This window comes from Enterococcus sp. LJL128, from assembly GCF_056924295.1.
Genome location: NZ_JBXPBP010000006.1, coordinates 152,800 through 175,816, shown reverse-complemented (window position 1 = coordinate 175,816; position 23,017 = coordinate 152,800). Strand labels below are relative to the sequence as shown.

Here is a 23,017-nt window from a genome sequence, read left to right as displayed (position 1 = left end):
TACTGGATTTTATAAGGGCTGGTGTACCTTCGACTATCCTACTCTTGTTTAGCTATAAACTTCAGTAAAAAGTAAAAAAAGTATCCATATTTCCCCCCATTTCCGATAAAATAGAGTTATGTGTATAAAAAAATAAAAGGGGTATTAAAAATGATTGGAATAGACTTAGGAACATCGAACAGTGTAGTATCTTATTGGGATGGCGAACAGGTTCAGCTAATCCCCAACCGATTCGGCAAAGTGTTGACTCCATCAGTTGTTGGAATTGATGATGACGGAAAAGTTTTAATTGGTGAAATTGCCAAAGAACGGCTGATTAGTCACCCTCAGCTGACAGCAGCTGCTTTTAAACGTTTTATGGGTACTACTAAGCATTATGAGTTGGGAATACATTCTTTTTCTCCAGTTGAGCTGTCTTCTTTAATCCTAAAGAGTTTAAAAGAAGATGCAGAGAATTATCTAGAGCAGGATTGTACACAAGCGGTTATCAGTGTACCAGCTTATTTTAATAATATTGAACGGGAAGCAACGATTGAAGCGGCTAAATTAGCAGGCTTAGACGTTCAGAACTTGATTAGCGAACCAACGGCTGCAGCTATGGCCTATGGTCTGCATGAGGACAAGGATCAGGCAATTCTTGTTGTCGACTTAGGCGGCGGGACTTTTGATGTCTCTCTCTTGGAAATGTTTTCTGGAGTGATGCAGGTAGAAGCTATCTCTGGCGACAACAACCTGGGCGGTGAGGATTTCACACAAATTATCGTCCATGATTGTTTGAATAAGCATGGTTTAGCTGATCAGGTGCTGCCCGCAGCAGTGCAAGCGGTTCTTTATAGAAAAGCTGAAGGGCTAAAAATTAGTTTCTCTTCTCAGCCTAAAAGCAGCTTTTCTTTTGAAGTAAATCAAACCATTTATGAGTACGAGTTGACTATTCAAGAGTACGAAAACCTATGTCTGCCTCTTTTGAAGCGCATGCGTCAGCCAATTGGCAGAGTACTTAGTGATAGCCATATGGATATAAAGGATATTAATCAGGTAATCCTGATTGGCGGAGCAACGAAAAATCCCAGTATTCGCAATTATTTTTCTCGGCTGCTTAAGGTTATTCCCTACACACAGATTAATCCTGATGAAGCTGTGGGACGCGGTGCCGGCATTCAGGCAGCACTAAAAACACAACGTGAAATGGTAAATGAAATGATGATGACTGATGTCTGTGCCCATACGCTAGGAGTAGATATCATTAGCCGCGGACCAAATGGCTATACCGAAGGAGTTTTTGCACCAATTATTGAGCGGAATACGACTATTCCAGTCAGCAGAATCGAAACTTTCTATACTGTAAGAGACAATCAGGAAAAAGTCGATTTTTCAGTCTATCAAGGCGAGCATCCCATGGTCAAGGATAACTTAAAAATTGGTGAGCTGATGGTCTCTGTCCCGCCCGGACCAGGAGGAACACCGGTAGACTGCCGCTTTACTTACGATTCTAATGGTGTTTTGGAAGTTGTTGTTACAGACATTCAGGGTCAGACAACTCAGCTGATCATCGAGAGTCATCCTGGCAAGCTAACAGAAGCTGAGCTTCAGGAAAGCTTAAAAAAGATGGAAGGCTTAAAAATCCATCCGCGGGATCGTGCTGAAAACCGATTGCTTTTAGCACGGTTGGAACGTGTTTATGCAGAAGCCTTAGGAGATAAGAGGGCGTATATTCAATCCCTTATTTTAGAATTCCAGCATACACTGGATAAACAGAATGATTTGGAAGTCAAACGTCTGTCTGCAAAGCTTCAGCAGCAGTTAAATGAATTGGAGCAGCAGCTATGGACATAAACATTTGGGAAATACTAGGCATCGAAGCTACACAAGATAAAAAGAGAATCAAAAAAGCATATGCTGAAAAACTAAAGACATTAAAAATCGATCAGGAAATCGACGCTTTTCAACAGCTGAAAGCTGCCTTTGACCAGGCATTAGCTTATGCCTCTTCAAGTAAAGCTGACACTGCGGACAGTATACAAACAGCAGCAGAGCCGAACAGCAAACTAAATGATTTGGAAGAAGAATCAGAGTCAAACAACCTTAGCACTACAGACTGGGGTGAACTGAAAATTTTCTCTCTTGAACTGGAGAAAATCAAACAGACTCATGCCTACTACGATGATTTGGCATTGTGGGAAGAGCTGACAGACCCCATGTTTGACTGGAGCAAAGAAGAGTATTGGGAAAATGTCTATTTACTTCAGCAATTCTTAGCAGAAAATTATATGTGGCTTTCTAAAAAAGTTCTCAGCTATTTATTTGATATTTTTGATTTAGACAGCTTGATTAACGGCGATGGTCCAACAGGAGTTCTTGCGCCTGATTTTCATCACGTTATCATGCCGATTCATTTTGCGCCTGATTTTTCCTTTGCTATTTGGCGTGCAATTCCCGCTGATTACAGAGAGCAGTATTTTTATTGGCGTTTTCAGGCTTACCTGATGCTGATGAGAGGTTCAGTCTACAGCAGTGATTTTCAGACCTTAACAGTCAAATGTCTCGACCTTACAAAAGAAGATAGCGATATCTACAATTTACTTTTGTTGGAGCTTTTGCAGCACAGAGACGGCATCCTCGTTGAAGAACAGGTGAAGCCATTTGCTGACTTATTAGCACAAGCTGAAAAATTCCATAGTAATCAGACAACCGCTTTTCTAAGAAATTACTACGAGACGGTTATTCTCAAAAACAAAGATGCTGCCACACGCCATTATAGGTGGAAAAAGGAAGAATTGATTTTTTCAGGAAATATGTACAGTCTGCTTTATGGTTTGATTCTCTATCATCAGAATCAGCAGACAGAAGCCTTTATAGAATGGCAAAAACTGCCTGATAATAAACAAGCTGAACTGCTGACTACTTATAAAATAAATAAGAAGCTGTTACCCACAGAGAAACAAACCGAACTAAAGCTTATTTTGCAAAATGATAAACAAGCACGCAAACAGACTGCCGCTGCCAACAAAAGCTCTTCAGGAAACATCTGGTGGTGGCTGTCTATCTCAGTTTTAGTGATTAGAGTAATAATGAGTATTTCACGTGCGAACTCCACTGCGCCAAAAACACCTATTGTGAACCCAATAGTGACAGACATGCCTTACAGCCAGACATTCGCGCAAACAGCTCATCAGCTCAATCAGAAAGAAGAACAACTGCGTCTGGCGAAGCGATTTATCAGTCATTTTTACTCCACCATAACTGTAGATCAGGTATTGTCGGCAGCAGATGAGCTGTTTGTCCGAGAAGATTTAAAAGAAAAATTTGCTTCTTTAGCTGGTCAGAGAGAGTTGGACTACTCAGATACTGATATCCGCTATTTTTCCAGATTAGACGGCTATGAAATGAAACGCTATATTACAATTTACTATAAAGATGAACGTCTCCACTTATTAAAAATAGACGAGCTGGAAAAATGTATTGAAGCGGTTTACAGCACTGGTTGGGATGACCTTTCCGAAGCTGAACTTACAAAACTGATTAATTTCTCAGAAACAGACACACAGGAAGTGACTACGCGATTCATTAAAGATTACTTATTCACCGAAAATCAAACAGGAAATTTAGGCGATTTAGCTGTTTTTCTGACACCTGAATTTCGAAAAAGCTTAAATATAGATGAGCAAGGGAATTTCCAAACCAAAATGAACAGTCAACAGCTGGAAAATTTCCGAAATGGCTGGTTTTATAGCGTACAATTGAACTATAATGAAATAGAATATGTTCTGACAAATGATCAGGAGGATATGGTGTATTTTGCCTTTGATGAAGAAGGCAGACTCAATCATATTTACGGTGACGATTGGGAATATCTGGAAACACCATCGCTGATGAGCACGAGCGAAAGATTATTTGTCGCTGATATCTTACATCCAAAAAACTAAGAAAAAGGAGTAACTATGTACAAAAACAAGAAAATTCATCTGGCTCTCTTATTAAGCCTGCTGTTCTCTTTTGCTTCCATTCTAACTGGTTTGACCGGCTATGCAGAAGAAGGTACTGGACAATCTGAAATAACAAACAGTGAAACCATGACATCCTCTGAGGAAGCACCTGCTCAAGAGGATATCATGACGATTACCCGTAATGCAGGTTATACCGTTGATGATTTCTATCGTCCTGCTGCTTCTATTGTCATTGATGCCAGCTCTGGACAGGTCATCTGGGAAGATCAGGCTGATCAGACCTGGTATCCGGCGAGTATCGCCAAAATGATGACAGTTTATCTGCTGTTTGACGCCATCAAGCAGGGAACGATTACGCTAGATACGACAGTCACAGCAACTGAAAGTGACCAGGCAATCTCAGAAATCTATGAGTTAAGTAATTCACCTATTGTTTCTGGTGTTGCTTATCCCGTTACTGATTTGCTATATATGACTACGATGGCATCATCAAATGCAGCAACTGTCATGCTGGCAAACCTAGTAACAAATAATGATGCAGCAGCCTTCATCACAATGATGAATACAAAGGCACAGGAGCTGGGGATGACAAATACTACCTTTTACAATCCTAGCGGGGCAGCAGCCAGTGCCTTTAACGGCTATTACTCGCCTGCGGGGATTGATCCAGAGGCGGATAATGTATCGACCGCTCGGGACTTGGCCTTGATGTTTTATCATCTGTTGAAAAATCATCCGGAGGTTTTGGAGTACACTAACAAACAGCAGATTACGGTGATGGAAAATACAGAATACGCTGAGCTTTTAGAAAACTCCAACAAATCAATTCCCGGCGGATTATACGGCTATGAGGGCGAAGATGGTCTCAAGACTGGTGCTAGTCCGGAAGCAGCCTATAACTACGCAGCAACCGCTACAAGAGACGGCATGCGTCTAATTGAAGTAGTCCTAGGTGTAGGTGACTGGACAGATGCTGAAAGCGAAAATCAGCGGCATGCATTTGGTAATGCGTTATTCGACTATGGTTTCAATACATTTGAATATAGAAAGCTGCTGGATGCAGGAACACAAACAATCAATAATAAAGAAATTATTCTTGATCAAGAATTTTTTGGTCTATTACGTAAAGGGACGCAGCCTGAATATATTCTCTCGGACAACCAACAGCTGCTTTTATCTAACCAGCTGAATCAAGTCTCATCGAGTATTCCAGCACCAAGTATCCCTTATCAGCTAAAGGAAGACAAAAAGGCAAAGGAAGAAGCAGAGACAAAAAGCAGCACAGCTGACAGCTCTCTACTTGGTAAAATTAAGCAGGCTTGGAAAGAGTATGCGCTTGTAGCAGCACTTTTAGTAATAGCAGTTCTTTTATTGATGTATGCTGGAACTACAGGAAGTAAAACAAAGCGTTCCAGAAGACGGGCAACCTCTCATAGACAGACAGCCTTCATTTTAGGTATTACATTAATTCTTGCCGCTATTCTATTAGGTGGAGGAACCTTCATTTTAGGTCCTTGGCTGCCGTTTTAGGAGAAAGTAAATGACACTATTTGGCTGGTTAAAGAAGAAACCGGCGACTGTTAAACCAAATGCAGCTATTTCTGAAAGTATCACTGAAACTGCAGCATCAGACAATCTGTCCGATGAATTACGTTACCGCTGCTTTGACAAAGCAGAGTATCAATTTGATACAGCTTTAGTTCATTACTGCACGCTTCATAAGAAAAAAGCAGCTCTCTTAATATAAAAGAGTCGCTGCTTTTTTCATTTGTCGGATAGGTTTCTTTCCATTGGAATGAAACGAATTCCATTAATTACTTTCTCTGTACCAGCAGCTGTAAATCCTAACTTAAGATAGGCTTCCACTGCATAAGGTGAAGAATTAACCGTTACTATCTGACAGTTCGTATTTTTTGAATAATCTTCGATCATTTTAGAGTAAAGTCTTCGTGCAATTCCCTGACGATGATACGCCTTGTCAACAAACAATAAGGAAATATGAAAGGGTTCTCTAACTGCTATAACACCTAAAAGCTTACTTTTTTCATAGTATCCCCAGATGAAGAGTTCGTTATTCTCAAGCTTCTTACTGATTTCAGGTAAAGAAATAAAGCTTTTAAATTCCTGAACTCCTTGATTAGAGTAATCAACTGCTTCAAACTCCATAAAAGTTCGCCAAACCAACCCTAAAGCTTCAGATAATTCCCCTCTGTGATTTCTAATTTTCTTAATCACTAACCCACCTCTTTTTTCAGATACTATGTGTAAATAAAAATTTCTAAAAAAGAGAAGCTGTCCCGCAGCCCCTCTTATACGTCCTCTATTCAATCCATTTCTACATTGAACCTTTAAATACTTCACTATTTTTAATAAAATAATCTACACCGGAGTATATTGTAAAAATCAAACAAGTGTACAGCATAATCAAATCAACCGGCAGTCCCATCAGGTTGAAAGGAATATTGTTAATCAGTAATAGAATAATTGCCACCATCTGAGTAGCTGTCTTAATTTTACCTGGCCACGCAGCTGCCATCACTTCCCCGTGTTCTACCAGAAGCAGACGCAAACCTGTAACCGCCAGTTCACGACAGACAATAACTGCAACAACCCACGAAGGCGCTTTGCCTTGTCCAACTAAGACAATAAACGCTGTCATTACCAGCATTTTATCTGCTAACGGATCAGCAAACTTTCCAAAATTAGTCACTAATCCTCTTGCCCGGGCAATTTTTCCATCTAGCCAGTCTGTAATACTGGCAATCGCAAAAATCACTGCCCCAACCAATTGGGTGATTTCCAGCACGGTTTGCCCAACAGTGATTGAGCCCCAATCCAAAGGCAGAGTAACTACCAAAATAAAAATTGGTATCATAAAAATTCTAAGTACAGTTAATTTATTAGGTAAATTCAACGCTCATTCCTCGCTTTCCTTTTCTATTTTACGTCATCCGACATAACCTGTCACGATAAACCATCTAAATTCTCAATAAAGTGATACCTGATTTACTTTGTATCTTGTTATTCTCTTGAAACCTCTCACTAAACTGGAGAAAATCAACGCATAGCTATCTCTTTTTTTAAAGGATACAGCTGACTCTTAATAAGAGGGGCTGTGACATTAGTATGCCTCAGTCCCTTAAAACCGGATAAACGGTGTTTCAGAAGTAACTTCTTCGACAATAAGGCGGAAATTCGCAAAAATTTGTAGAACAATTTTCGGAATTTCCGCCTTATTGCTTGAAGCTGAACACTTCTGTCACAACCTCTATTTATTCTCTAATTTTAAACTCAGAGCCAAAACATCTGTTACTATTGTTGCGGCTCTTTATAGGCAATGGTAAATAAGAGATTACGTTCACCAATCCCTGTATCGTTCGGGTTAAAAATAACCTGCTGTCCATTTAGCTTCATGTCCATATACTCTGAAGCGCCCAATGCCACAGTGACATTCGTCGCACCAGCTGGTATCTCAAACTCCTGCGTTTGTCCCTGCGGTACAGTTGACTGGAAAACATACGCGCCATCAATAATTACTCCGGCCCAGCAGTTCCCTTCGGTTGCAGTAAAACTGAATTTCGCAGGTGTATCTACGTCAGTAGCACTTAAATTAACAACTCTATTCGCTTCGCTTTGGTACACAACATTAGCTGTTTTTTCCTCACTACTTTCAGTCGTTGAGCTTTCCTGTACAGAACTGCTTGTTTCAGAAGATGAGGTACTTGTTGATTCAACAGAAGAGCTGCTCTCAGAAGAACGTTCCACTGTAATTGTAGAAGCAGGCGGCTCAATAATCGGATTCGCCTTTTGATCCTGCCACATAATATAGAACACAACAATCGCAATAGCTAGTCCAAACAGTGATAAAATAATTGCTGGTAGGCTTTTGAATAGACTGCTTTCCCGTTCTTCTTCATAAATCTGTATTCTGGATTCTTCCAGCGTTTTATACTCCGCTGCCAGTTCAACATCTTCCGGGAGATCTTTTCCGTCAAAATAGTTGATTAGCTCTTCACCATCAAGGTTCACCGCATTGGCATACTGGCGAATAAAGGCACGCACGTAAAAAGTCCCAGGCATGGAATCAAAATTATTTTCTTCAATTGCCATTAAATAGCGCTTTTGGATCTTCGTAATCTGCTGCAGCTCATCTAACGACATATTCATTTGTAGTCGTGCTTCTCGTAGTCTCTGTCCTATATTAACGCTGGCCACTCGTTCATCTTCTCCAGTCTTTCTAAAATATCAATACCATCCCCCATTAACGGGAATGGTCGCTCCGGTTATATAATTTGCCTGATCAGAAAGCAAGAAAGCCGTTATTCCAGCTATCTCATCCGGATGAGCCATCCTGCCTACTGCTATATTTTCTTCCAATTGCTGAATTTCTTCCATTGTCCACTGCTTGTTCATCTCTGTTTGAACCGCTCCTGGAGCTACTATGTTCACAGTGATGCCTAAGCTGGCAACCTCTTTGCTATAGGCTCGGACAAACGCTTCTTGTCCGCCTTTCACACCGCTGTATACAGCTTCCATGCTGCTGCCATACTGACCATAAACAGAACCGATAAAAAGAATCCGACCCTGACCGCTCTTACTCAGTTTTTTCTGCAAATCCCGGCAAAGAAGCATGGGTGCTTTCAAGTGGATCTGTAAAAGATTTTCAATTTCTTGATTTGTCTGATTTTCCAGCAATGTATAATAGGTAAAACCACTGGCAAAAACTACAGCGTCTACCTGAAATAATTGTTCTAAAAAAGTTGGAAACTGCTGTTCTTCCAACATATCTAAGGATACCATAAAAAATTCTTGCTGAGGATAACAATTTTGAAAGTTTCTAATCAAATTTTCGACCTTTTCCTCATTTTCATGATAGTGGCAGTACAATGACCAGCCGGCGGCTGCCAGCTGTCTTGCAACTGCGGTTCCAATACCTCCGCTTGCCCCCATAATCAACGCCTTTTTCATGACTGTCTCCTTATCAGTTTTTGCTAGTTTTTAGGATACATATAAAATCTGCTTAAGCCGTCTTTACGAATAAACTGCTTTCCAATTTTTTTGATATCGTCCAAGCAAATGGCTTCAATTACAGAAAGCATGTCAAATAGCGTTGTCTTACCAAATAATGACTGTGAAAACTGATTGGCAATATATTCTAACGAATTTAAAGACTGGAAATACTTTCCAATCATTTTTTTCTTAAGCAAATCAAGGTTTTCCTCTGTTAATTCCGGACTGTCTTCATAAGACAACAAAATTCTTTCCAGCTCTGCAGCCAGTTGCTCTGGCTGGTCGCTGTCGCCGCCTATGTCAGCGAAATGAAAGCTGCGGTCCAGATTAAATTCATAGCTGAAGCTATCATCTAATAATCCTGTATTATACAATGAGAGGTAATTTTGAGAGGTATTCCCAAAAAGCAGCTGTAACAATAAATTTACTGCTGTCTTATACTTCAACAGGTCGAAGCCGTCCTCAGGCACCTCATCAAGCCCTTTAAGTCCTACAAGGACCTTGGGCCGCTGTACAGGCATTTCAATTGAGCTTTCACGAACAATATCTGCTGCTGCTTCAATCGGAAAATGACGTTTAATCGGCGCTACAGCTGCAAAAGTTTTCTGTTGTTGATTTTTTCGGATGGAGGCCATCATTTCTTCCGGCTCCATTTTTCCTACAACAAACAAGGTCATATTACTTGGATGATAAAACGTATGATAACACGTATATAAATCATCAGCAGTAATCTGACTGATGCTTTCTACTGTTCCTGCAATATCGATATGCAGTGGATGCTTAGGATAAAGATTCCCTAGAATTCCAAAAAACAGCCGCCAATTTGAATCATCCAGATACATTTGAATTTCCTGACCGATAATCCCTTTTTCCTTTTCCACTGTTTCTTCTGTGAAGTATGGTGCTTGTACAAAATCAATCAGTGTTTCCAGATTTTTTTCTACCTGATCTGTAGTGGAAAATAAATAACTGGTTTTCGTAAAACTGGTAAAAGCATTGGCAGAGGCCCCCTGACGTCCAAAAGCCTGAAAAACATCGCCATCTTCCTTTTCAAACATTTTATGCTCGAGGAAATGAGCAATTCCATCGGGTACTCGTATCATCTCATTTTTTCCTAACGGAACAAACTCATTGTCAATTGATCCATAATCGGTAGTAAATAATCCATAAGTTTTATGGTAATCATTTTTAGGCAGCAGATAGACTGTTAAGCCATTCTCCAGCACTTCTGTATATAGCGTTTCATTGATTTGCGGATAGGATTTCTTATCCATTCTTCTGCTCCCCCTCTAAAAAGAAAATAGCCTGCATTTTAACTTGATTGGCAACCTTTTGTATTTCTTTAAGTGTTACTGCTTCTAGACGACGCAGCCACTCCTCAGGTTCAAGAACTGTTTCCGGTAACAGAAAATCCATATATGCCCCTTCCAGAACAGAACCTGCATTATCCAGAGACAACAGATATTGATTTTTCAGCATTGCCTTTGTCTGCTGCAGCTCTTCTTCCGACACTTCGCCTTTACGGATATTCTCCAGCTCTTTCGCTATCAAATGCAGAACCTTTTCTCTATTTTTCCCATCGATTCCGGTTTGAACAGTTAACATCCCCCGGAAAGTATCTAAACTACTGGAAGCATAGTACGCTAAATTCTCTTTTTCACGAACATTCATAAATAGCTTGGAATGAGGAAAACCTCCAAAAAGTCCATTAAATACCTGTAAAGCAAAATAAGAGGCCTCGCCATAGAAAACATTTGTATCATAAGCAATATTCAGCTTAGATTGGGCCAGTTCTTCTCTTTCTGAACGCTCTTTAATGACATTATCAATCGTATGATGATAAAAAACTTCACCTACTCCGGCTTCCCGTTCTGTAAACGGCAACTCAGCAATTAGTTTAGCAGTCACCTCTTCTTCCACGTCACCCAAAATAAAAATATCAATTTGATCCTTCGCCATCATCTCATAGTAATAATCGGCGATTGTTCGAGAAGTTTCCTTTTTCAAGTCTTCCAGAGTACCAAAGCTAGGAATTTTTTGGGCATCAGATTCATCAAAATAAAGGTTTTGCAGTGAAAGAGCTGCATATGCCTGCTTATCTTCCATCACACTCTCAATATAAGCCCCTGTATTTTCCTTCTCTCTGTCAAAAGTTTCCTGATCGAAATGACCCTCAACAATGTGAGGAGCGAACAAAATCTCTTTAATAAATGCAACTGCTTCTTCCAGAACATGACTTTGATTTAGGTAATTATCATTAACAATACTCATGGATAGATTCAGCCAGTGCAGGTTTCCTTTTTTATTTACGTTAAAACCAAAACTGGCACCGTACATCTCGGCCAGCCGTTCACTGATTTGCGTCTGATCCGGATAGTTTAGACTATTTGTTTCCAGCAGACTGGACAACAAAGTCCGTTTGGTAATGGTTCGGCGGTCCAATAATGTATTGAAACGTATTAATATACGTACGGTTTTATATTTTTTAGTTGGCAGAATATGTAGATTGACTCCCTTAGCTAGCTTAACTGACATGTTTTCAACCCTTTCTTCGTTGTTTCATCATAATCAATATGTCTTATAAATTCAAGAATCTCCCTGTATTTAAATACTTTTTTAACTTTCTGTTTCTGCGTATAATTATAGCATAGCTTCTACTACTTTTAAGATTCCAAACTGTTTTCGTTTAAAATTATTCTAATTTTGAGTATACTAAAATAGTAGAGGAGGGATACTATGTTCAAGGAATTTAAAGAATTTATGATGCGGGGAAATGTACTTGATCTTGCTGTTGGGGTTGTTATCGGGAGTGCCTTCACAGCAATCGTGACCAAAGTCGTTGATGGTCTGATTACCCCTATTGTTAGCTTGATTATTGTAATGATAACTGGACAAAGCAGTGCAGACGATGCATTCGGTTCACTGGTCTTCAATGTAAATGGCGTAGCGTTCAAAGTTGGAGACGTCATTAGTGCAATCATTACTTTTATTATCACCGCATTTGTCCTGTTCTTGATTGTTAAGGCAGCAAACAAAATGAAAAAACCACAAGAGGAAGAGCCGGTAGAAGAGACACCTACAGCAGAAGAATATCTGGCAGAAATTCGTGATTTGCTGGCTGCCCAAAACAAAAAAGAACAGTAAACAGATTTCCGTATTACAGATAAAAAGAGTAGGATATTTAGTAATCTTCAATAAGTTGGATTTTGAGTCCAATATTGAGATTCTTCTTTTTCCTACTCTTTTTGCTGTTCTGCAAAAAATTAAAAGCTTTATAAAACACACACAGCTGAAAACCGGAGGAGGTTTTCAGCTGTTTTAATTAGGAGTTAAATGAAATGAAACATCTTATATTTGATTATTAGTTTAGCCTCTATTTATGAATAAAGTATGATGAAACTTTTTAAAAAAAGCTACTTTTCTGCAATAAAATAGTTTCTTTCACTCCTAGTATCCAAAAAAATATATAAATTATTCTTCTTTAATAAAAAATCAACAGTCTGAGGAAGCTTTTCTTTCCTCAGACTGCTGATTTATTTAAGTTACTCTTAGTTGAACATAGCCCCATCATCAAGACAATTGTCTGCGCCTTGATTCTGTGCTGGAGCTGCTGGAGCTGCCGGCTGCTGTTCTACAGGTGCTGCTGGCTGTTGTGCCGCTGCATTAGCTGCTGCCTGAGCATCGGCGGCCGCTTGATTATTGTCAACGGTTGGCTGTGCATTGGCTGTCTCCTGAGCCGCTAGGGCATCCGCTGCTGCTTGTGCATCGGCATTGGCTGCTGCTTCAGCTTGTGCTGCTGCATCCTTCTCTGCTTTTGCAGCAAGCTCTTGTTCTTTGGTATCAACGACTTGACCTGCTTTATTTTTATATTTCAAGAACGCCACCGTACCATCATAACCTACTTCAACTTCTGATTTTGGATCAAAATCAGAGAAATTGAAATTACTGATTTCGTGTACCGTATCATCAGCAAATGTTACCTGCACGGTATATTTTTGTTCACCCTCTTTGTTTTCAGGTGTATAAAATAATTGTACGGTATCCTCATTTTTAATCGTTGCGTTTTCACTCAACATGTTGGCTGGATATTCTGTCTGTTCAGCAGCTTTAATGGCTACAGCTTTGATTTCCTGTCCTGTGCTGTTCTTAACCAATGCTTTTGAAGCAGTATCTGATTTTACACCTACAACTTGATACGTTTTCTCTTCACTTGAGCTTGTTGTCGTAGCTGTTGAACTGCTTACTGTTGTTTTTTCAGTGCTCGATGCTGTATCTTTCTTTCCGCTGCCGCACGCTGTCATACCAAGCACACAAGCGAATAAGGTAACTAACTGCATGACTTTCTTCATTTTATAAATCCCCCATACTATTTTTTATTTAATATTGTTTTTCAATAGGTCTTCTGAATAAACAATTGTAGCTGCACCAGCTTTTACTGTCATAAGATTGATATGTGTGTCTTTCGGCAGCTGCATATTGGCTAAATACAATTGAAATCCTGCGCCATCCTCTTCGTCCTTTGAAAGATAAAAAGGCTGGTAGCAGACTGTTTGATTGGTTTCATTATTTCGAACCGAAAGATAAATTTCTGTTCTATCCGTAATCTGCTTCGGATCCACGGCTCCCTGCAGTAGATAGTAATCATTATCCTTTTTAATTGTCATTGAGGTATCTGTCTGAATCTGACCACCAGTTATATTGGGCACAATCGGCCCAGTCATAATTGGAATATCAATCGTCAGCTTTCTCAACGTCCGTTCTGCCCGTTCAACTACTACATGTGTCGGCAGGTACTGATCCACCTGTAGAAAACTGTATGGAACATATCTGGTAAAATAACCTTGCCCAAATTCATCAGCCATAAACGGTACTAAGCTCTCGCCAAAAGAATCTCTGTACATCAACAAACGGTTCTCTTCAGCTGCACTAGTAGTTTCAATCCACGGATCCATCATATCTGTAATATCATTTACTACTGTATAGCGATGAGAATAATACTGATTTGCTTCTTTTTTTGGCGCTTTGGGATACAACATTTCCGAAATATCCCCCACATGATCCTTTCGTTCTTCAAACGGAACATTTAGAAAGGTTTCATGCTGCAACTCAAACCGCTCCATAATCGAACGATAGGCAAGCAAGGCTCCCTCATTCGTCCAATGTGTGTCTCCATTAAAGTATAGGATAGGCTCCTGTTCTTTAAAGACAGCCTCTAAATCGACATAATTTACATCATACTCTGATAGTAAAGAAAGCAATCGGGAAAGGTTGCTTTCTTCTGCCTTATGATAGCGGCTGGGCATATTCTCATTATATAACGTATTTTTGTTCACTGGCGATACAAATAAAAACTGAGCACCACGGTCTATTGCATATTTCTGCATAATCTTCAGATTTTGAGCCGCCATAAACAGCTGACGATTCGTCATCTGATTTTTCCCTAGGTAATCATCCAGTGTACCATTAAAATAAAGCCAGCCGTTCTCCCCAACAATTACTCGGTCCGTGGCAGAACTTCCTACAGTATTACTGCGTACCATAGCGTTAGCCGTAACCAGCTGTTCTCGAAAGGCAAAGTGATCTTCAAAATATGTCCCCATATCCTGTAGAATCCCCCAATTCCATTCACCGTCCTTTTTCATTGACGGCCACTTTGCCAGCTCGGTTTTCTCTGCTGTTTCGTTGGTAGGCCAAAAGGTCATACCGGCAAACGGAATTAATAATATTGTGAAAATACATAGTAGATATACGATATATTGTCCATTCTTTTTCATTTGCCATCCTCCTAAAATCTAAAATAGATGAATGGATTGTATGTTCCGCTGGATAAACTTAACATACATAAAACCAGCAAGATAATCGAACTGATATAGGTCATAGGAAGCAGTACTTTTTCCAATGAGCTATCAGGTGCAATCCTCATCTGTATATTAGGCAAAATCGGCATACTAATAATCATTCCAACAACTGTTGCTAAAATAAAAATCGGCGTCAGTTGTTCAAAAGCCAGCATTTGCTGCGTTTCCGTAAAGTGAAACCCAGTAAACATTTGACCAATCATATGCAGCCCCTGCTGAAAGCTTTCTGCACGGAACAGGACAAATCCAACAAAGACCACCAGCAGCGCATAAATATGACCTAAAAGTCGCGGCAGCCTCTTGACTGGTAAAAATTCTTCAATCATTTGAAACAATCCATGCCACAAGCCCCAAATCACGAACGTCCAGCTTGCGCCATGCCACAAGCCTGTAGAAAAGAAGACGATCCATTTATTGAGGACTGTCCGTGTTTTTCCTTTACGGTTTCCTCCCAACGGATAGTAAAGATATTCCTTAAACCAGGTTGACAGCGAAATATGCCATCTTCGCCAAAATTCTTTAATTGATCTGGATACATAAGGATAGTCGAAGTTTTCCAGAAAATGAAAGCCAAACATATGCCCTAGTCCAATAGCCATATCGCTATAGCCGCTAAAATCAAAATAAATCTGCAATGCATACGCTATTGCACCAATCCATGCTGAAATAATGTTAATCTCAGCAAAGGGAAAAGCAAAAACAGCATCTGCGGCTATCGCCACAGCGTTGGAAATCAATATTTTTTTAGACAACCCAATTGTGAAACGGCGAAAGCCCCTTGCTATCCGCTTGGGATCAGCATGACGGTTATCGATTTGCTCCTGAATATCATGATATTTTACAATTGGCCCTGCAATTAACTGTGGGAAAAATGAAATATATAATAAGATATTAAAATAATTTTTCTGAACTGCTACATCTTTTCGATAAACATCAATGACATAAGACATGGCTTGAAATGTGTAAAATGAAATACCTATTGGTAATTTCAAACCAGGTCCTTCAAAAGCCGTACCCAGCAGCCCGTTTACTGTCTCAACAGCCATATCAGAATATTTGAATACACCTAGTAGTCCCAGATTAATAAGAACTGCGAAAAAGAGTGCTAGCTTTCTTTTCTTTACTTCTTCCGTTACTAACAACAGACCAAAGAAATAGTTAATCAATGTACTGATAATCATCAGCACAATATAAACAGGCTCACCATAAGCATAAAACAGCAGGCTTGCTCCAATTAATAGAAAATTGCGCAGTCTAACTCCTTTTACTAAATAGTACAGGATGAACAGAACTGGCAGAAAAACGCATAGAAACGTCATTGAACTAAAAACCATAGTTATCGTTGCCTTCCCCTCTAAGCATTACTGGCTGCTTTCTATTTCCTTCATGGACTTTTCTGTTTCGAAGGTACTGACCTGTTCTCCGGTGACACTTTCGTATTCAATATAAGCTACATCATCTTTAATAAAGAGTGTTGCCTCTTCTAAATCATCAAAAGGGAAACCGTGCAAAATATATTCTTTGCCATCCTTTGTTGTTAAGGAAAGATCATAACCTGGAATGATAACTTTTGCATCGCCATCACCAGAACCCGCATCACTATCCGTTTCAGGCGTGAAATACATTTTTCCCTGTTCATTTTTTAAAAATGGATCATTTTCTTTAAGCAGATTTCCTTCAAAAGCTTCTTCTGACATGTTCTTAATAGCGATACCTGTAATATCAGAGCCTGTTTGATTATCCAAAAGCTTCTCATATTCTCCTGATTTTCCAGTTTGTGTTCCGATTATTTTCGTTTGTTTTTTTGTTTCTGTCTTTCCCTTTGAAGAAGAATCGGTCCCTGTATTTGCTGTACTGGATTCTGATACCTCACCTGAAGAGGAATCGGATGTTCCGGTTTCTCCAGACGAAGCAGTTGTTTTACAGCCTGTCAGTAGAAAACAGCTGAAAAGAAGCATTGCCCCCGCTAGTTTATACTTTTTCATTCGAAGTTATACTCCTTATTTTTTAATTAACGCGACGATAATTTTGGTACCTCATCGTTCCCGGATTGCCATAACGAAATTGATACCCATTGTACCCTTTAATTTCGTATTCTCCTTCCGGATCAAACACATAAACTGTACCACTCATGTTAATCTCAACCCAGCCATGGGCACTGGCACCGCCGCTCACTGTTCTCACGCTACCAACGGTTACATGTGCATCATAGCCCAGTTCTTTGGCCATGTAATAGAAAGTGCTGGCAAATGCGTAACAGTTGCCTCTTCGGTTATTGAACCCTTCTCTTGCATACCACTCAGCGAAATTCGCTCCTGCTGGAGGTGCTGACAGTGACTGATATCTTATACTGTTTACAGACCAGTTATAGGCAGCCCGCAGATTCCAGCCCACTTGATTCAAAATATTGTAAGCCTGCTGCTCCATTGCTGTTCTGTTCTTGGTTAATGTATAGGCTTTAGTCGTTATACCCACTTTTCCATTAGCATAGATATGAGTATCAAAAGCACCGCCATCACGAAAATCCTTGCTCCGAATATTTACAGTCCATGAATTGTCGTAATTTTTGCTACCTGCTAACCATTTGATATCATCTTGCCCTTTTGTACGGCTCCATGTCGGGAACGACATCGATGTTGCACTTACACTTGGATTGAAAATAGTCATTCGAACGGCTGTATTATCCGATTTTGTCATGCGAATAAAATTGGTTTGGTTCAAATTCTCAAGCTTAAATTGTTGCGCTTTGGTACGATTTAAACCATACATTTGTACATTAGCTCCATTTTTATTTTGAGCAGCTTCGATATCTAGATACTTTCCTAACTTATTTTGAATATAACAAAAGCCATTCCCCGCATCCACAAACCTAAATTTCTGTGCATCTGTTCCATTCCATGCATACTGCTGCACATTTGCTCCATTCGCCTTACTCCCAGATGCTACATCAAGTACTTTTTTAGATTTTTCGTTAATTATTCTGTACCAATTAGCATCAACAACTTCAATAATAAATTTTTGCTGAGAGCCACCGCCCTCTCTCCAAAGCTGCACATTCGCTCCGTTTTGAGTACCACCTTTATAAACATCTAAAACCATATTTGTATTTACATTAGAAGAAATGAAATAGCGGGCACCACTTTGAATTTGAACTACATTAGGCGCACTAGCTGCTGCTACTCTCCATTTTTGCTCAGTTGATTCGGTCAATGTATCCGCTTGAACAGTTGTTTCCATTGTTGCTTCTGCTGTGTCCCGTTCAATATATTCTCCAAGTTCAGATTGAATATAGACATTTCCATCACCGGCATCTATGAATCGGAACCTCTGCTCTTCCGCATCTTCTTCCATGCTTAACTGTACAGCAGCCTTATCAGAAGTTTTCTCTTCCTCAACATCTAAGGCCATATTAGAGCTGGAATTAGTAATTGTATACCATCCATCTGTCACTTTTGTTACCGTAAAATGTTCAGTACTACTATATGTTGACGGTTTTACCTTTAACTCATTCTTAGAAGCTTCATCAACAGCAAGTACACTGTCTGTTTCAACTCCAGCAAACTGATATAACCCATCAGTAATAGTTACAACATTTGGTTCAACGGCTTTATCCAGACGCCATTTCTGTGTTTTGTTAGCATCAAGCTGGTTCATTTGAACTGCTGCTTCAATCGAATTTTGGGTTTCTGACAAATTTAAGACAGTTCCCAGTTTAGATTGGATGTAGAGATTTCCATCACCAGCATCTACAAATTGCCATTTCTGCGCATCTGTATCCTTTTCTTCTGTTTGAATAACTGTTGATTTATCAGCTGTTATGTCAGCTTGAACTTCTAAAAATAGTTGTGAATCAACATTTTGGATTTGATACCACTTATCATCCAATGAAATGATTTCAAAGTTTTGTCGGCTATGATAAATTTGTTTGTCCAGTTTCAGTTTGCCTGAATCTTTTTCCATACTCAGTAAAGTAGACTCCGTCGCTGTCCAGATGTTATAAATCCCACTCTGAACTTCCACTCCTTCTGACAATTCATTTTCTTCTAAGCCTTCTTCTGCTTCAGATGTTTCTTCTGTTCCCTCACTACTTGATTCGGAATTGTCCAGAAAATCTTCACTTTCAAAATCAGAGCTCTCCATTTGAGACTCACTACTGTTTTCTTCTGTTTTCTCGCTACTAACAGCTGAGCCTTCTTCTGCGTGTACCATTTCCGGTACACCATAAGAAAACATCAGAGATAACCCTAACATAATGGACAACATTTTTCTCTTCATATTTAGTACGCCCCTCAATTTATTATTAAATACTTAAAAAAACCCTAGTTATTTTAATGATAAACTGTCAAATCACAGAATGCAAACGTTAAAAAAGAGACAGACCTGTTTTCTTCTAATTTTAATAAGAAAAATTCTCATTTTTAACTAAAAATGCCTTTATCTTAAAATATATACACATTAAATTAGTTTTAATCTTTTTTTAATGTGAGCTTTCTGTTATAATAATTTTCACATTTAATTTCGTTCAGCAATGAACAAAGAAGGAGAGAAACGTATGACAACAGTTTATAATTTTTCTGCAGGTCCGGCGATTTTGCCAAAAAGTGTTTTGGAGAAGGCACAATCTGAATTAGTGAATTATCAAAACAGCGGCATGTCCGTTATGGAGCTGAGCCATCGATCCTCCTTGTTTGAAACGATTATTCAGCAGGCTGAAACCCTGTTGCGAGAGTTAATGAATATTCCCGATAATTACAAAGTACTATTTTTACAAGGCGGTGCCAGTCTTCAATTTACAATGATTCCATTAAATTTGGCACAAAATAAAAAAGCTTTGTATATCAATACAGGTTCATGGTCGAAAAAAGCGATTAGTGAAGCCCAAAAAATTTCCAACGTTCAGGTAGAAGTCATCGCTTCCAGTGAAGATAAAAACTTTACCTATATTCCCGAGGTTGAAAAAGACGCAATTCCTCAAGACGCTGCATATGTTCATATCACAACAAACAATACAATTGAAGGAACGGTTTATTATGACCTGCCGGATACTGGCGATGTTCCGTTAATCGCCGATATGTCATCCAATATCCTATCTATTGACTACAATGTTGCTGATTTTGGCTTAATTTATGCAGGCGCACAAAAAAATATTGGACCTGCTGGTTTAACAGTAGTTATTATTAGAGAAGACTTAATTGGACAAACAGACGTGATGAGCGCCATGCTGGACTACGACATTCAAGCAAAAAATAACTCCCTTTACAATACTCCACCGACGTTTGCTATTTACATGGCAGAATTAGTATTCGAATGGATTCGTGAACAAGGCGGCGTACAACAAATGGAGAAATTAAATAAAGAAAAAGCTGAGCTTCTGTACAAAGAAATTGAAGCCTCTCCATTGTTCTCATCTCCTGTGGATCCTAGATACCGCTCTATCAACAACATTCCCTTTGTAACCGGGAGTGAGGAATTGGATAAAAAATTCAATCAGGAAGCACTCGCCGAAGGCTTTGAAAATCTCAAAGGTCATCGCTCTGTCGGTGGTATGCGCGCTAGTTTGTATAATGCCTTTCCAAAAGAAGGCGTAGAAGCGCTTGTAGCATTTATGAAAAAATTTGAAGCAGAAAATGGAGGAACGAACTAAATGTTTGATATCAAAACTTTCAATGCCATCGCACCAGAGGGCTTAGCCCGTTTCGATGATCCTCAATTTACCGTGGACCAGACAGATACACCAGCCGGAATCATTTTGCGTAGTGAAAAGCTTCATAACTATGCATTTCCAGACTCTGTGCTGGGTGTTGCCAGAGCTGGTGCAGGAACGAATAACATTCCTGTTAAAGAATGTGCTGAAAAGGGGATTGTTGTTTTCAATACACCGGGAGCTAATGCTAACGCAGTGAAGGAACTGGTGGTTGCTTGTCTACTGCTTTCTGTTCGTCCTGTATTGAAAGGCGCTAATTGGGTGCAGACACTTTCAGGACCAGATATCGAAAGTCAGGCGGAAGCTGAGAAGAAGCAATTTGCCGGAACCGAGCTTGAAGGTAAGAAACTGGGCGTAATCGGTTTAGGTGCAATTGGGGCAATGGTGGCTAATGATGCGTATCGTTTGGGAATGGATGTTACTGGATATGATCCTTTTGTTTCAGTAGATACAGCTTGGAGTATTTCTCGCCGCGTAAAACGGGCGCAGAGTATGGATGAAATTTTTACGAACTGCGACTTCATTACTGTTCATGTTCCACTAACTGAAACTACACACCACCTAATTGGTCAAGATGAGCTGAACAAGATGAAACGCTCTGCTGTACTGCTAAACTTTGCCCGTGGTGAACTAGTGGACACAGACGCAGTCTGCCAAGCAGTCAACAATGGGTCTATCGGCAGCTTCGTCACTGATTTTGCTGATGAACGCTTGTTAAATAACGAAAAAATCATGGTTCTGCCTCACTTAGGCGCTTCTACCGAAGAAGCCGAAGTGAACTGTGCTAAGATGGCTGCCCGAACACTGAAGAAGTTTTTAGAAACTGGAAATATTAAACGCTCTGTCAATTTTCCTACAGTGGAAATGGCGTTTAATTCGCCTTACCGCTTTACAATCATTCATAAAAACGTACCAAACATGCTGGGACAAATTTCTACAGGTATCGCGGAAACAGGAATCAATATTGATACGATGATTAACCGCAGCCGTGATGACTACGCGTATACCTTGGTGGATATTGCAGAAACAAATGAAGAAAAAATTAAAGCCGTTGCTAAAAAAATTCAACAGGCTGAAAATATCATTAAAGTACGGACAATTAAAAATAATGAGGCGGTGAACTATTAATGGTAAAAATTCATCCTTTCAGGAGTATCCGTCCTGCGGCTCAGCTCAGTGAAAAGGTCGCTACATTACCCTATGATGTTCTCAACTCCGCTGAAGCTCGGGAATTGGGGCAGGAAAATCCGTACTCTTATCTGCATATTGATAAAGCTGAAATTGATTTACCGGAAGAGTTATCTCCCTATGACAGTCAGGTTTACGAAAAAGCCGCCGATAACCTAAAAGCTTTTATTGAAAAAGAATGGCTGTTGCAGGAAGAGAACCCAGCACTGTATTTATACGAATTAGTCATGAATGGCCGTTCTCAAACTGGACTTGTTGCCTGTACAGCAGTAGAAGATTATACCGCAGGAAAAATCAAAAAACATGAATTTACTCGTCCGGAAAAAGAAGTGGATCGAATTCGTCATATAGAGGCCTGCGATGCTAATACTAGTCCGATTTTTCTTACGTACCGGTCGCAAACGGATATTCAACAGCTGATGGACAGCTGGAAATCTGCCCATACTCCTGTCTATGACTTCACCAGCTTCCACGAGGTTGGACATAAGGTCTGGGTCATTGATGAGAAAGAGGTTATCTCTGCTTTCACAAATGCTTTTGAAGCTAATGTTCCTGCCTTATACATTGCTGATGGTCATCATCGGACAGAATCAGCCGTTAAAGTTGGTGAAAAATATAGGGAACAGCACCCGCAGCTGCCGAAGGATGCTGAGATTAACTATTTTCTTTCAGTAATCTTTCCTAAGGAAGAGCTGGAGATACTTGATTACAACCGTGTAGTCAACGTTCCTCTTCCAGAAAATTTTCTAAAACAGCTTGCGGAGAACTTTACTGTGGAAACTGCAAACGCAGGAAAACCCGCCCAACCGAAAACCTTCGGTATGTACTTAGACGGGCAGTGGTATACACTAACTGCAAAAAAACACATTCTTTCAGATGATCCAGTTGAAGGTCTGGATGTTTCTCTCCTTCAAAATCATGTTTTCTCTGCCCTTTTTGGTATTCAAGATGTTCGAACCGATAAACGGATTGATTTCGTCGGCGGCATAAGAGGCATGGCAGAGCTGGAGAAATTGGTAGACAGCGGACAATGGACAGCTGCATTTGCTGTTTATCCAACCACAATGGATGACTTGCTAAATGTCGCCGATGCTGGGAAAATTATGCCGCCAAAGTCTACGTGGTTTGAACCAAAGCTACTTAGCGGATTATTTTTACATGATTTAGAGACAAAACGCTAAGAAAGCAGTAAAATAGAAGAACAATCAAGAGAGCTGGGAACTATGACTTCATAGTCCTGGCTTTCTTAGAATCTAAAAATGATAAACTGCCCCTGCCTATTTATTTTTACTTGCAACTTTACTAACCGTGGG

General features: G+C 39.8%; 19 protein-coding genes. 8 read left to right on the top strand and 11 right to left on the bottom strand.

The features are described 5' to 3' along the window. Positions 1–150 precede the first annotated feature (150 nt). The 4 genes from AC1Z3K_RS09805 to AC1Z3K_RS09790 are packed head-to-tail and all read left to right on the top strand — an operon-like array spanning position 151 to position 5,691. Positions 151–1,833: an Hsp70 family protein gene (locus AC1Z3K_RS09805; protein WP_461732608.1), complete on the top strand. Its 1,683-nt coding sequence runs from the start codon at positions 151–153 to the stop codon at positions 1,831–1,833. Further along, positions 1,824–3,923: a hypothetical protein gene (locus AC1Z3K_RS09800; protein ID WP_461732607.1), complete on the top strand. Its 2,100-nt coding sequence runs from the start codon at positions 1,824–1,826 to the stop codon at positions 3,921–3,923. Before AC1Z3K_RS09805 ends, AC1Z3K_RS09800 begins: the two co-directional genes overlap by 10 nt. A gap of 15 nt (positions 3,924–3,938) precedes the next feature. Next, positions 3,939–5,474 carry a DUF1958 domain-containing protein gene (locus AC1Z3K_RS09795; protein ID WP_461732606.1) on the top strand — a complete coding sequence of 512 codons (1,536 nt, stop codon included), beginning with the start codon at positions 3,939–3,941 and terminating at the stop codon, positions 5,472–5,474. 10 nt (positions 5,475–5,484) lie between these two features. Then, on the top strand, positions 5,485–5,691 hold the full coding sequence (locus AC1Z3K_RS09790) for a hypothetical protein (RefSeq protein ID WP_461732605.1): 207 nt from the start codon (positions 5,485–5,487) through the stop codon (positions 5,689–5,691). A 17-nt stretch (positions 5,692–5,708) separates the two neighbouring features. On the opposite strand, the gene AC1Z3K_RS09785 is transcribed toward AC1Z3K_RS09790, so the two are convergent. The 6 genes from AC1Z3K_RS09785 to yfmF form a co-directional block, all read right to left on the bottom strand. Continuing rightward, positions 5,709–6,179: a GNAT family N-acetyltransferase gene (locus AC1Z3K_RS09785; RefSeq protein WP_426083238.1), complete on the bottom strand. Its 471-nt coding sequence runs from the start codon at positions 6,177–6,179 to the stop codon at positions 5,709–5,711. Between the two features lie 100 nt (positions 6,180–6,279). Further along, positions 6,280–6,858: a CDP-diacylglycerol--glycerol-3-phosphate 3-phosphatidyltransferase gene (gene pgsA / locus AC1Z3K_RS09780; RefSeq protein ID WP_426083237.1), complete on the bottom strand. Its 579-nt coding sequence runs from the start codon at positions 6,856–6,858 to the stop codon at positions 6,280–6,282. A 398-nt stretch (positions 6,859–7,256) separates the two neighbouring features. Then, positions 7,257–8,159: a helix-turn-helix domain-containing protein gene (locus tag AC1Z3K_RS09775; RefSeq protein WP_426083235.1), complete on the bottom strand. Its 903-nt coding sequence runs from the start codon at positions 8,157–8,159 to the stop codon at positions 7,257–7,259. Between the two features lie 30 nt (positions 8,160–8,189). Then, a complete protein-coding gene (ymfI, locus tag AC1Z3K_RS09770) occupies positions 8,190–8,912 on the bottom strand; it encodes an elongation factor P 5-aminopentanone reductase (protein WP_426083232.1) in 723 nt (240 codons plus the stop codon). A 23-nt stretch (positions 8,913–8,935) separates the two neighbouring features. Next, on the bottom strand, positions 8,936–10,228 hold the full coding sequence (gene yfmH / locus AC1Z3K_RS09765; protein WP_461732604.1) for an EF-P 5-aminopentanol modification-associated protein YfmH: 1,293 nt from the start codon (positions 10,226–10,228) through the stop codon (positions 8,936–8,938). Beyond that, positions 10,221–11,489 carry an EF-P 5-aminopentanol modification-associated protein YfmF gene (gene yfmF / locus AC1Z3K_RS09760; protein ID WP_461732603.1) on the bottom strand — a complete coding sequence of 423 codons (1,269 nt, stop codon included), beginning with the start codon at positions 11,487–11,489 and terminating at the stop codon, positions 10,221–10,223. The genes yfmH and yfmF overlap by 8 nt, the downstream gene beginning before the upstream one ends. A 201-nt stretch (positions 11,490–11,690) precedes the next feature. On the opposite strand from yfmF, the gene mscL reads away from it, so the two are divergent. Beyond that, a complete protein-coding gene (mscL, locus tag AC1Z3K_RS09755) occupies positions 11,691–12,098 on the top strand; it encodes a large conductance mechanosensitive channel protein MscL (RefSeq protein ID WP_426083228.1) in 408 nt (135 codons plus the stop codon). Between the two features lie 404 nt (positions 12,099–12,502). On the opposite strand, the gene AC1Z3K_RS09750 is transcribed toward mscL, so the two are convergent. Genes AC1Z3K_RS09750 through AC1Z3K_RS09730 form a run of 5 tightly spaced genes read right to left on the bottom strand, consistent with a single transcriptional unit; the run spans position 12,503 to position 19,087 of the window. Continuing rightward, complete coding sequence (locus AC1Z3K_RS09750) at positions 12,503–13,303, bottom strand: hypothetical protein (RefSeq protein ID WP_461732602.1); 801 nt, start codon at positions 13,301–13,303, stop codon at positions 12,503–12,505. A 24-nt stretch (positions 13,304–13,327) separates the two neighbouring features. Next, entirely contained in the window at positions 13,328–14,728 is a 1,401-nt protein-coding gene (locus AC1Z3K_RS09745; RefSeq protein WP_461732601.1) for an alginate O-acetyltransferase AlgX-related protein, read from the bottom strand. A gap of 11 nt (positions 14,729–14,739) precedes the next feature. Continuing rightward, complete coding sequence (locus AC1Z3K_RS09740; RefSeq protein ID WP_461732600.1) at positions 14,740–16,146, bottom strand: MBOAT family O-acyltransferase; 1,407 nt, start codon at positions 16,144–16,146, stop codon at positions 14,740–14,742. Between the two features lie 27 nt (positions 16,147–16,173). Continuing rightward, entirely contained in the window at positions 16,174–16,797 is a 624-nt protein-coding gene (locus AC1Z3K_RS09735) for a hypothetical protein (protein WP_461732599.1), read from the bottom strand. Positions 16,798–16,819: 22 nt separating this feature from the next. After that, entirely contained in the window at positions 16,820–19,087 is a 2,268-nt protein-coding gene (locus AC1Z3K_RS09730) for an RICIN domain-containing protein (RefSeq protein ID WP_461732598.1), read from the bottom strand. Positions 19,088–19,364: 277 nt separating this feature from the next. On the opposite strand from AC1Z3K_RS09730, the gene serC reads away from it, so the two are divergent. Genes serC through AC1Z3K_RS09715 form a run of 3 tightly spaced genes read left to right on the top strand, consistent with a single transcriptional unit; the run spans position 19,365 to position 22,885 of the window. Next, positions 19,365–20,456: a 3-phosphoserine/phosphohydroxythreonine transaminase gene (gene serC / locus AC1Z3K_RS09725; protein ID WP_461732597.1), complete on the top strand. Its 1,092-nt coding sequence runs from the start codon at positions 19,365–19,367 to the stop codon at positions 20,454–20,456. Further along, positions 20,457–21,644, top strand: coding sequence for a phosphoglycerate dehydrogenase (locus tag AC1Z3K_RS09720; RefSeq protein WP_426083214.1), 1,188 nt, complete (start codon positions 20,457–20,459; stop codon positions 21,642–21,644). Beyond that, entirely contained in the window at positions 21,644–22,885 is a 1,242-nt protein-coding gene (locus tag AC1Z3K_RS09715; RefSeq protein ID WP_461732596.1) for a DUF1015 domain-containing protein, read from the top strand. Before AC1Z3K_RS09720 ends, AC1Z3K_RS09715 begins: the two co-directional genes overlap by 1 nt. The last annotated feature ends 132 nt before the right edge of the window (positions 22,886–23,017 follow it).